Source organism: Caballeronia sp. M23-90 (assembly GCF_053574605.1).
This window is the reverse complement of sequence record NZ_JBSIPA010000196.1, coordinates 1-11336: the sequence shown is the minus strand read 5'-3', so window position 1 is coordinate 11336 and position 11336 is coordinate 1. Positions and strand designations below refer to the sequence as shown.

The 11336-nt window shown below is 61.4% G+C and carries 11 protein-coding genes; 2 read left to right on the top strand and 9 right to left on the bottom strand.

The window, feature by feature from the left end:
* From ACRXB1_RS19285 to ACRXB1_RS19245, 9 genes are all read right to left on the bottom strand, one after another.
* Nucleotides 1–1665, bottom strand: a 1665-nt coding sequence (locus tag ACRXB1_RS19285; protein ID WP_449492898.1) for a penicillin acylase family protein, incomplete at its 3' end; no start/stop codon positions are given.
* A 122-nt stretch (nucleotides 1666–1787) separates the two neighbouring features.
* Nucleotides 1788–2546 (bottom strand): glutamine amidotransferase, encoded by a 759-nt coding sequence (locus ACRXB1_RS19280; protein WP_449492897.1) that lies wholly within the window; start codon nucleotides 2544–2546, stop codon nucleotides 1788–1790.
* Between the two features lie 89 nt (nucleotides 2547–2635).
* A complete protein-coding gene (locus ACRXB1_RS19275) occupies nucleotides 2636–3715 on the bottom strand; it encodes a phosphotriesterase family protein (protein ID WP_062001491.1) in 1080 nt (359 codons plus the stop codon).
* Between the two features lie 3 nt (nucleotides 3716–3718).
* Nucleotides 3719–4720 (bottom strand): ABC transporter permease, encoded by a 1002-nt coding sequence (locus ACRXB1_RS19270; RefSeq protein WP_062001492.1) that lies wholly within the window; start codon nucleotides 4718–4720, stop codon nucleotides 3719–3721.
* A 1-nt stretch (nucleotide 4721) separates the two neighbouring features.
* Nucleotides 4722–5510: an ATP-binding cassette domain-containing protein gene (locus ACRXB1_RS19265; RefSeq protein WP_062001493.1), complete on the bottom strand. Its 789-nt coding sequence runs from the start codon at nucleotides 5508–5510 to the stop codon at nucleotides 4722–4724.
* A 10-nt stretch (nucleotides 5511–5520) separates the two neighbouring features.
* Nucleotides 5521–6465, bottom strand: a complete 945-nt coding sequence (locus tag ACRXB1_RS19260; RefSeq protein WP_449492896.1) for a substrate-binding domain-containing protein — start codon at nucleotides 6463–6465, stop codon at nucleotides 5521–5523.
* Between the two features lie 273 nt (nucleotides 6466–6738).
* Nucleotides 6739–7494, bottom strand: a complete 756-nt coding sequence (locus ACRXB1_RS19255; protein ID WP_449492895.1) for an SDR family oxidoreductase — start codon at nucleotides 7492–7494, stop codon at nucleotides 6739–6741.
* Nucleotides 7491–8615 carry a Gfo/Idh/MocA family protein gene (locus ACRXB1_RS19250; protein WP_449492894.1) on the bottom strand — a complete coding sequence of 375 codons (1125 nt, stop codon included), beginning with the start codon at nucleotides 8613–8615 and terminating at the stop codon, nucleotides 7491–7493. The genes ACRXB1_RS19255 and ACRXB1_RS19250 overlap by 4 nt, the downstream gene beginning before the upstream one ends.
* A gap of 133 nt (nucleotides 8616–8748) precedes the next feature.
* Nucleotides 8749–9633, bottom strand: coding sequence for a LysR substrate-binding domain-containing protein (locus tag ACRXB1_RS19245; RefSeq protein WP_174362988.1), 885 nt, complete (start codon nucleotides 9631–9633; stop codon nucleotides 8749–8751).
* Nucleotides 9634–9853: 220 nt separating this feature from the next.
* Here ACRXB1_RS19245 and ACRXB1_RS19240 point away from each other — a divergent pair, with 220 nt between their 5' ends.
* Both ACRXB1_RS19240 and ACRXB1_RS19235 read left to right on the top strand, forming a co-directional pair.
* Nucleotides 9854–10963 (top strand): alkene reductase, encoded by a 1110-nt coding sequence (locus tag ACRXB1_RS19240; RefSeq protein WP_449492893.1) that lies wholly within the window; start codon nucleotides 9854–9856, stop codon nucleotides 10961–10963.
* A 13-nt stretch (nucleotides 10964–10976) separates the two neighbouring features.
* The coding region (locus ACRXB1_RS19235) for an MFS transporter (RefSeq protein ID WP_449492892.1) at nucleotides 10977–11336 on the top strand (360 nt) is incomplete at its 3' end.

Here is an 11336-nt window from a genome sequence, read left to right as displayed (position 1 = left end):
TGCGAACAGGTCGTCGCGAATCTGCGATGCACGCGCGCCGAGGTCGGTGCCGGCATCGCCTGCGATTGCGGCCTGATCGAGCGGCAAGGTGCGATTGTTCGCGCTCCAGAGCCGCCCGAGCGGCGGGCTGATGCGCGACGGGTAGGCGGCGGGTGCGAGATAAGCTTGCCATCCGCGATACGTCGTCGAATCGAACGGCACCTCGCTGAGTGGTCCCGTGGACGGGTCAGTGGCGGCGCTGCGTTTGGGCAGCGGCCCGGCAAGCGTCCAGCCGATTTCGCCACGCGAATCCGCGACCATGAAATTCTGCGTGGGAATGCCGCTGATTTGCGCGGCGTGGATCGCGTCCGCGACGTTCGTGGCGTCTTCCAGTTGCTGTAGGTTCAGGTTGACGGCTTCGGGATCGTGCGCGGTCCAGCGCAAGGCATAGGCGGTCTTGTCTGGACCGGCGATGATTTGCGGACCCCATTGTGTATCGATGACCGCCAAGTCCACGGGCGCCCCGCCCTTCACCAGGATGCGCTCATGAACGACGGTCGCACGCGCCCACTTGCCGCCTGCAACGCGATATTCCAGCGGATCGGCGGGATTGCGCTGCAACACAATCAGATCGATGAAACGGCCATAGCTGTTCGTGAAGCCCCACGCGATCCGTTCGTTGCTGCCCGCGATCACGAGCGGTGCGCCGGGCAGGGTGACGCCTGTGATGCGGCGCGGCTGGCCATCGGCTGCGGGCCACGTCAGCGACATCCTGTACCAGATGTTCGGCAGCGAAAGACCCAGGTGCATGTCGCTCGCGAGGATCGCGCCGCCGTGCGCGCTGTGGGCGGCATCGACTGCCCAGCCGTTGCTGCCGATCATCGAATCTGTGATGGCAGTGCTGCTGTGCTTCGTGTCTTTCGATGCCCGCAGCCAGTCCGGGCGGGTTGCGGGCAGCGAAGGCTGTTGTTCGGTGGAAGGCGTTGCAGTATCGAAGGGTGCGTCCCAATGGCTCGTTGCGGGCAGCAGGAATTCATACAAGTCCGCCGGCACCCGTTCGCGCAACGCAGCGCGCGACAGAATGTGGCGGACTTCATCGGACTGCAGGTCGAAGTACATTGCGTAGACGGCCAGCAGCGTGTCTTCCGGACGCCAGGGCGCCGGCGGCGTGCGCAGCACCCAGTATTCGAACGGACGCGAAGCCAGCGCCGCGAGCCCGTCATTGACGCCGGCCGTGTAGCGTTCAATCAACCTCTGCTGGGTTGCCGGCAGCGCGTCGAATGCTTTGCGCGCCCGTTCGCGAAATCGATGCGGCCGGTTGCGTCGATCCAGTTCGAGCGCTGCGGGGCCGATCAGCTCGGACATCTCGCCGGCGGCGACGCGGCGCAGCAGATCCATCTGGAAGTAGCGATCTTGCGCTTGCGCGAAGCCGGTGCCGAACGCGACGTCATCGCGCGTGCTGCCCTTGATGGTCGGCACGCCGAGGTTATCGCGTTCTATGCTGACCGGCGCATGCAACGCCGAAGTCGCCGCCGATGCATGCGTGCCGTCGAGTTGCGCAAGGCTGCCGCGCAAGGTGATCCAGCCCGCGATTCCCGCCACCACGATCACCAGCATCAGGAGGCACAGGATTGCGACCAGCGAGACGAAACAGCGCCTCTTTGTCAGTGGGCTCGGACGGTTCATTGCGCGCGGTATGGGCAGACGGCAAAGAACATAGCACGGCTGTGGCTGCAGCAGTGTGAAGCGGGGAGCGCCGGATCGACAGCAGTATTGCCGATTACACGGAGCGCGCGCCTCTTAAACCGTTATCGTTCGCCCGCTGTCAGCCAGTCGAGGCAGTTGGTCCACAAGCGCGCGTTGCCCTCCCACGCGGAGAACGCAGGCGGCAACCAGTGACTCGACATGTCGCTGGTCCACGCGAGGGTACGGCCTCGTCCATATGTTCCCGCGACCAGCAACGGATGGCCCGTTTCGGGAACCGATGCAATCAACGTTGCGTCGGGCTTGACCTGCACTTCGTTGTAACCGAGCAAGTGCGGCCATTGCGTTCCGAGGCCTTCGACTATCGGATGCGAAGCGACGACGTCCGCGTTGAATCCTTCGGGAACCTCGACGCGGTCATCGTAGGGAAGGCACGTTACCGGCAGCACTTCTTCCACCGGCGTGTTGCGAAACCGCGCGCTGCCGTTGATACCCTGGAAGCTCAAATACCCGCCGATCATCATCAGCCCGCGCCCCGCCGCAACATAGTCGCGCAACAGCTTGAGGCGGTTCGGCGTGCGCTCGCTTTTGATCCACGTGTCGGGATGCAGCAACAATGTATTTGCTCCGATGTCCGAAAGAATGATCGCGTCGTAGGCAAGCAGGCCATCCAGCGTGGAGGGGAACATCTCCTGCGCTTCGTGGCTCGGCATGTGCGTGATCTTGAATTCGCTGTCCTTGAAGATATCGAGGAAGATCGTCGCGCCGTTGTGATAGGTCGCAGTCGGGAACTGGTCAAAGCCCTTGACGTGCATCGACATGCTCGCCCAGCTCTCGCCGGCAAGCAGAACAGACTTGGTCATGCGTGTGCTCCTTGAACGCGCGGCTTGCCGTGTCGGCGGCGTGCGGCGCAGGTGGAACCGGTCCACATCGTATGGTTACAGGTTATCGATCAACTGCCTGAAAAAACCCGCGTCGGGTTGGTGATCATCATGGTTTCGATCTGCTCGTTCGAGACGCCGTGGCGCCGCAAGCGCGGCACGAAATACTTGAGGATGTAGCCATAGCCATGGCCGCCAAAACGCGTGAGCATGATCTTCATGAACACGTCCTGCGACATCAGGATCCGGTCAATGAACCCCGCATCGATCAACGCCTTGATTGCGCGTGCGTTCTCTTCGTCGGATGGCGATTGCGCGTTTTCATCGGCGTAGAAATACTCCATGCCGATCATGTCGTATTCGAGCCATGCGCCGCGTCTGGCCAGCGCGTGCTGATATTCGACGTCCATGTGACTCGGGTTCATGTGACACAGGACCGTGTGATTCAGGTCCGCGCCTTCTTCCTCCACGATGTCCAGCACGCGGTGCCCGTGCCGCACCCATCCAGGAAGATGCACGGACAAGGGCACGTGCGTCGCGGCGCTCGCACGCGCGGCAGCACGCAGCGACTTCTCCTCGTTGGCGGTAAACGCCGCCGACACACCAATCTCGCCGATCATGCCGGCGAGCACATCGGGCTTTTCATCTGCGCCGCCGACATCGAAGATCAGTTGTGCGGCGAGTTCATCGATGGACTTGTGCTTCACATAATCCGGATGCGAAGGCTCGAGATAAAACCCCGTCGACATCACGATGTTCAACCCCGTGCGCCGTGCGATCCGTTGCAGCGCGGCGGGGTCTCGCCCCAGTCCGAGATTGGTCGGGTCGATCACCGTCTCGCCGCCCAGCTCGCGAAAGCGCATGAGTTCTTCGACGGCGACATCGGCATCGAAGAGCTGGCAGTTGTCGCGGTTCATCAGCGGGTTCATGCGCAGCGCGCCCAGAATGCCGATGTGCACTTTCTGCTCACCGATGAACCTGTCGCCGCAACAAGCCGGCGGCACCCATTTGCCCGATGCATCCAGCAAGATGTGCTCATGCATGAGCGTCACGCCCATCTGCGAAACGGGGATGGGGCCAAGCACCGTCATCACCTGAGCGCTGCGTGTGCCTATCTTCAACGATGCATCGTGGCGAAAGATCGAACTCATCGCTTAAGCCTTCTTGCGCCGCTGCGGCGAGAAAATCCGCGTGTTGAGCCAGATGGCGAGCAGCATGATCGCGCCTTGAATGATTTGTGTATAAAACGGCGACACGTTGATGAGGATCAGTCCGTTGCCGAGCACCGCAATGGTCAGTGCACCGAGCACCGTGCCGAGGATCGTGCCTCGTCCGCCAAAGAGATCGGTGCTTCCAAGCACGACGGCGGCGATCACCGCGAGCTCGAACCCTACGCCCTGGTTCGATGAACCGCTGCCCAGCCGCGCCGTGGTGATGAGGCCGGCAAGACCCGCCGCCGCGCCGCTCAACACGTAGACCTTCATGGTGACGCTGCGCACGTTGACGCCTGCGCGCCGCACACCTTCGGCATTCGTGCCAATGCCCGTCACATACCGTCCGAAACGCGTATGCCGGAGCGTGACGAAGCCTGCAAGCAAGGTCACGATAGCGATCACCGCCGGTGTTGGCATGCCGAGGATCCGGCCGCGTCCGAGTTCGACGAACCAGCCGTCGTTTTCGATCGGTATGGAAAAGCCCTGGGTGATGAGCAATGCAATGCCGCGTACTACAGACAACGTTCCCAGCGTCACGATAAACGCGGGCATCCCTGCGAACGCAATGAAATAACCGTTGATTGCGCCGATGATCGCGCCGAGCGAAAGACCGCCGATCAGCACGACGATTCCCGGCACGCCCGCGCGCAACGCAATCGCCGAGACTGCGCCGACCAGCGCAAGCGTGGACCCTATCGACAAATCGATGCCGCCCGTCGTGATGACGAGCGTCATTGTCGTGGCGACGATCAGCAGCGGTGCGCTTTGACGGAGCACGTTGAGCAGGTTGCCGGTCGTGAGAAACGTGCTCGTGGTGAACGTGAAGGCGAGGGCGCAGACAATGAAAAACGCGGCGATACTCGCCACGCCCGCGTTGCGGCCGAGCATATGTTTGAGCGGCAGGCGCGGCGCCTTGGACTTGTCGTGCATGGCGAGTTCCATGTCAATTCTCCGCAAGTGCACGAGCCGAGCGCGCACTGAACTTGTGGCCGACGATCAGATCGACGATCTCTTCCAGATTCGTTTCGCCGATCTTCCGGTCCGCCACGTTCTGCCCTTCGTACATCACGCTGATGCGGTCGCACACCAGAAACAGATCCTGCAAGCGATGGCTGATCAGGATCACGCTCACGCCGCGCTCGCTGATCGTGCGCACGAGGTCGAGCACCGCTTCCACTTCGGCGACCGCGAGCGCGGCGGTGGGTTCGTCCATGATCAGCACTTTCGGATCGAACGATACCGCCCGCGAAATCGCGATGGCCTGGCGCTGGCCGCCGGACAGGTTCTCGACGTCGAGCTTCGTGCTGGGAATGCGGATGCCGAGGTTGTTCAGCATGTCGCGCGCTTCGCGATGCATCTTGCGATGATCGAGCACGGAGACGCCGCAGACGCGTCGCATGGGTTCGCGGCCGAGAAAGAGATTGCCGGCGACATCGACGGTATTGCACAGCGACAGGTCCTGGTAAACCATTTCGATGTGATGCGCGCGGGCGTCGCCGGGATCGGTGAAATGAACCGGCTTGCCGTCGATCTCGATGCTGCCGCCGTCCGGAACGACCGCGCCCGACAACACCTTCGACACCGTCGATTTGCCCGCGCCGTTGTCGCCCACGAGGCCGAGCACTTCGCCCGGCATGACGTGCAGGTTCACGCCGCGCAACGACTGCACGGCTCCGTAGCTCTTGATGATGTTTTCCATGCGTACGCGTGGAATGGCGGCATCGTTTTGCATCGGCTTCCCCTTACTTGAAAACGGCCCGGTACTTGCCGACGTTTGCCTTCGTCACGATCGTCACCGGCACCGAGATGTTCTTCTCGACCGGCTGCTTGGCGATGAGCTTGAGCGCAGAGTTCACGGCTACGCGGCCTTCGCTTTCCGGGTCCTGCTGCACGACCGCCGTCACGAAGCCTGCATCGATACCCTTGATGGCCTGCGCGCTCAGATCCCATCCGACGATCTTCACGCGGCCCGTTGCATCTTGCGCCGAAGTTGCCGCGACGAGTCCGATCAAGGCGGGTTCACCGGTTGCATAGACGATCTGCAGATTCGGGTTGGCGGAGATGAGGTTTTCTGCGGCGGTCTGGGCCTGGTCCTGCACGTTCTGCCCATCGACGGTGGAGACGATCTTTGCGCCCGGCACCGTCGCGATACCCGCCTTGAAGCCATCCAGCCGCACGTTCTGAATGAAGGAATTCAGCGCGCCCACCACGCCGATGCTCGCCTTCCCGCCAAGATTCGTCTTGATGTAATTCGCTGTGTACTTACCGATGTCCTCGCCGACCTTCTTGTTGTCGACACCCACCTGCACCGCGTTATCGCCATCGACGATTGCGTCGATGGTTACCACCGGAATGCCCGCTTTCTTGGCTTCGGTGATCGCGGGCTTGATCCCGTTCACGTCGATGGCGACGACCAGGATCGCATCGACCTTTTGCTGGATATACGTTTCGATGGCGCTGTTTTGCGCGCTCGGATCGTTGTTCGAATTGAAGATGGCGAGCTCGACGCCCGCGGCTTTCGCGGCGGCTTGCGCGCCCTGGTCCATCTGCGTGAAAAAGAGCGCCTCCTGGTTGATCTGCACCATGGCGATCTTCTTGCCCGCGGCCAGTGCCGCGCCCGCGAAAGCGAGCAGGGACGCGCCAAGCAACACGGCGGTCATGCGGCGGAAATGCAATGCAGCGCTCATCGGAATCCCTTTCCTGGTTGGTCCGGCCGTTTTTGTACGGTCATTGAAAGCCGCGCGGCCGGTGAATTGAAGGAAGACTTCGTGGGCGCAACCGACATTGCGCCGCCCGCTTGTAAACCGGTTTATAAAAATTAAACCGCGAGTATTGGGCTGTCAATCTTTTCAAAAAAAGATAGGGGAAAGTACGAGGGAGTGCAGGGAGAGAAGTAAAGCTTAGTGCTCGAGCCGCTGGGGCGCAGTTGGCCCCAGCCGGCTCATATGCGCGGAGGAAGGTTATCCGCCCATTGTTGCCATCATCTGGGAATTGAAGCCGTTGACGAAATCGTGCTCGCCCGGTCCGGGGTTCGCGCGCATCGGCCTGGCTGCTTCCACCAGAATCTCGTCCGCCCCGCTACCGAGCGCCTTGATCGTCTCATCGATAAACTGATCGAGCGGCATCGCCATCTCGGCTTCCTGGCTGTTCATAAGCTCGGTGCGCACCCACGGCGGCGCGATTTCGAGAACGCGGACCGACGTGTCCTTCAGCATGAAACGTTGTGACAGTGCGTACGAGTGCAGCGCCGCCTTGGTCGACGAGTAGACCGCCGTAAGCGCCAACGGCACGAACGCGAGCACCGAGCTGGTGTACGCGACGATTGCGTCGTTGCGGGTCTTCAGGTGTTCGACCAGCGCGGAGGTCATCCGGATCGGACCGATCAGATTGGTCGTGACGATGGACACCATCTGGGCGTCGTCGATCTTGCCGGCGATTGCATCGGCCTGCATGATGCCCGCGTTGTTGATCAGCACATTGAGCTCGGGGTGATCGACGATCAGCTTTGCTGCCACACGTTCGATGCTCGCTGGATCGGAGATGTCGAGCTCGACCGCCTTCATGCCCGGATTGGCTGCGATCACGGCGTCGAGATGACTGCGTCGCCGGCCTGCAATGATCACCTGGTTGCCGAGTTTGTGCAGCGCTTCAGCGAGGCCCCGGCCGATGCCTGAACCGCCGCCGGTGATGAAGATCGTATTACCTGTGAGTTTCATGATGCGTCCTTTATGGAATGACTGAACGACAACTCGACCCTTTTGCCTGAACGGTCCGATTCCTTGATCTGTTCCATCAACTCATGCATCCGGATTGCGTCCGCGAATGAAGGTGCGAGCGTCGAACCGGTCTTGACATCGCGAGCGTGGGCCGCATAGAGGCTCGCCAGCTCCACGACGCTGCCGCCCAGTTCGCCCTCTTCCAGCCATTCGTATTCGGACGGAACCGTAAGCACGGTCATTGGCTGGCTGTCGCCTCGTGCGATTTCGATACGGTTGAACGTGTCGCCGAAGCTCGACGTGTTCGTGATCTTCAGGTCGCCCTTGCTGCCCGTAATGTCGAGCTGAACGCCGTAGTTGTTGCGTTTGCCTGCCTCCAGATGAACGCTCAGCACGGCGCCGTTCGCGAACGTTCCCGCGAGAACGACCTGGTCTGCATTTGTATGCGGCAATGTTTCGCCCGTTTCCAACAGCGTGACTTCCTTGAACTGATTGACTGTGAGCGCGGACAGGCTTTGCGGGAAACCGGTCATCGTCGTGAAGAGGGCGTCCAGGAAATGACCGCCATAGATTGAGAGGAGGCTCGAAAAGTTTTTCTCGGGGATGGTGTAGTAAAGCGAAGCAGGGCGTTCACGCTGGAAATATTCCACGCTGACATGCAGGCGCACGGAACGGATATCGCCTATATCGCCGTGGTCCAGCAAATCGCCCACGTAGCGATATCCCGGATTCAACCGCCGCTGCAGGCCGACGATCGTGCGCACGCCCGCTTTGTCGGCCAATGCAAGCAGTTCCTTCGACAAAGCCGTGTCGGGCGTCAACGGCCACTCGCAGTACACGTCCTTGCCTGCCGCGATCGCGGCGCGAATACCTTCTTCGTGCTGGAACGCCGGCGTCAGCACGAGCACCAGGTCGACTTCCGGATTCGATACCAGCTCCTGCACCGACGATGCCGCGTATTTGAAGCCGTGGCGTTCCACGAGGCTCGATGCCTTGTCGGCGCTGCGGCTGTACACGGCCGTCAGTTCGTAATCGGGCAACCGCCTGAGCGACGGCAAATGCCCATATTCCGACCAATGGCCCAGGCCGATGACACCGACGCCAATCTTTCTATCGTTCACGAGAAACTCCTGCGTTAGGCTGCGCAGACGACTGCGCGGCGACAGGAGGCATCGTAGGAGTGACGGGATTGAAGATAAACGGGCTGCGATTCCGAACATTGCGGACATCGATGTCCGAAACGCATTGAGCGCACTAGATCTTCAGGTTCTGACTGATGTAGTCGATGAACACGCGCAGCTTGGGCGACGCATAGCGGCTCGCCGGCCAGAGAATCCAGAAGGTTACGGTCTGGTTGATGTAATCGTCGAGCACGACTTGCAGTGCGCCGCTGGCAAGCGCATCGCGCACGAGGAAGGTTGGCAGGAACGCCAGACCTTTGTCCTGCAGCGCAAGAAACCCCAGGACTTCGATCGTGTTGCTGACGAAAGTTTGCGGAAGCTCTGGATCCGCCTCCGATGCTGCAAGCTGAAACGGCCAGCGTTCGAGCCTGCCCGTCGCGGGAAACTTGTGGAGCAGGCAAGCGTGGTGAACAAGGTCCGCAGGATGCGATGGCGTGCCCCGTTGCCGGAGATAACCGGGCGAGGCGACCAGCACCTGTCCGCAGGAACCGAGACGGCGCGATACCAGCCGCGAGTCATGTTGTGCGCCTGTGCGAATCACGGTGTCGAAGCCTTCTTCAACCACATCGACCATTCGATCGGACAAGTCCACATCGATTTCGATGTCCGGGTACTGCGCCATGAAGCCATCGAGCGCCGGCATGATAAGCCCGGACAACTGCGGCGTGCTGATCCGCAGGCGGCCGCGCGGGCTGCCGGCGGCGTCGGACAGTTCGGCTTCAGCGGCTTCCACCTCGCCGAGAATACGCCGGCATCGCTCGAGGAACAGCGTGCCTTCGGCGGTCAGCGTGATGCTGCGCGTGCTGCGATGAAAAAGCCGCACGCCCAGGCGTTCTTCCATTCGCGCGATGCTCTTGCCAACCGCCGACGACGATAAACCGAGCTGCCGCCCCGTTTCCGTGAAGCTGCGGGTGTCTGCGACCTGTACGAACATCGAAATGCCGCCAAGGCTGTCCATGATTGTGTCCCGGGATAAGTTCGCAGATTTTTCGTCCGCCACGCGGCGCACTTGCGCCTGGCGGGTCACGACCGTGCAAGCACGATTAAGGACTTTTCTGTCCAATATATTCGGAACCTTAGCCCATTTTTCTTCTTTTGAATCGTTCCTACACTCTCATCCAAGGTCGAAGCACCCGCTGCCGGTCAATCTCGGCAGCCCACCAAATCTGGAGAGAGTCATGTCTAAACTTCATTCCGCCGTCAAAGTGGGTCCCCTGGAATTTTCGCATCGTGTCGTGCTTGCGCCGCTTACCCGCATGCGTGCCGAGGAAGGCGCAAGACCCGGTCCGTTGATGGCCGAGTACTACACCCAGCGCGCCTCGAAGGGCGGTTTCCTGATCAGCGAAGCTACCATTGCCGCGCCCAACGGCAACGGTTATCTGGGCGCGCCCGGTTTGTACGACGACAGCCAGATCGCCGGCTGGAAGCACATCACCGATGCCGTGCATGCCAAAGGCGCCCACATGTTCCTGCAGCTTTATCACGCGGGACGGCAGTCGAGCAGCCAGTTGCAGCCGGATGGCGCCCAGCCGGTCGCACCTTCCGAGGTGCTGCACGGCGGCGTGGCTTATACCGAAGCCGGCTGGATTCCGAATACCCCGAGCCGTGCGCTGACGGTGCCCGAAATCGCCGGGCTGGTCGATAGCTTCCGTACCGCCGCTTTGCGCGGCAAAGAGGCGGGTTTCGATGGCGTCGAGTTGCACGCGGCCAACGGCTATCTGTTCGATCAGTTCTTGCAGGACGGCAGCAACAAGCGCACGGACATCTATGGCGGTTCGTTCGAAAACCGCGCCCGCTTCCTGATGGAAGTCACGCGTGCGGTCATCTCCGTCTGGGGCAGCGACCGCGTGGCCGTGCGCCTTGGACCGAGCGGCACATGGGGCGATATGTCCGACAGCAACCCGGAAGGCCTCTTTACTTACGTTGCAGAGGAACTGGCCAAGCTGAACCTCGCTTATATCCATCTGATCGAGCCGCGTGTGCTTGGCAATGTCGATGACGACAGCAAGGACCCGAACCCCGTCGCTGCACAGCTTATCCGCAAGCACTACAAGGGCGTGATCATCGCGGCAGGCGGCTTCAAGGCCGGAACAGCGGAAGCCGTGATTCAGGCGGGCGACGCGGACCTCGTGGCGTTTGGCCGTGATTTCATCGCGAATCCGGATCTGCCCGAACGCCTGCGTCTTGAGTTGCCGCTCAATCCATATGATCGTCCCACGTTCTTTGGCGGCACGGAGGTCGGTTATACCGACTATCCGTTCCATAGCGGCGAAGCCGTGGCCGCATGACCGGGAGCCGAACGTGAACTCTTCATCCACGTCTTCCCCGTCCCTTGCGCCGCTCTACTGGCTCGCGCTCGGTACGTTTGCAGTCGGCACCGAGAGCTTCATGATCGCCGGGCTGTTGCCGGACATGGCTGCCGACCTGCACACGAGCATCGTTGCGACGGGGCAGCTTGTCACGGTGTTTGCGCTTGCCTACGCGTTCAGTTCGCCCGTGCTGACGGCGCTGACCGGCGCGTTTCATCGGCGCACGCTGATGATCGCGGCGCTCTCGGCATTCGCTGTGGCGAACGTCCTCGCCTGGGGCGCGCAGAATTACTGGGAGCTGATGGCGGCGCGCATCGTGCTCGCAACCGCCGCGGGCCTGTACGTGCCCGGA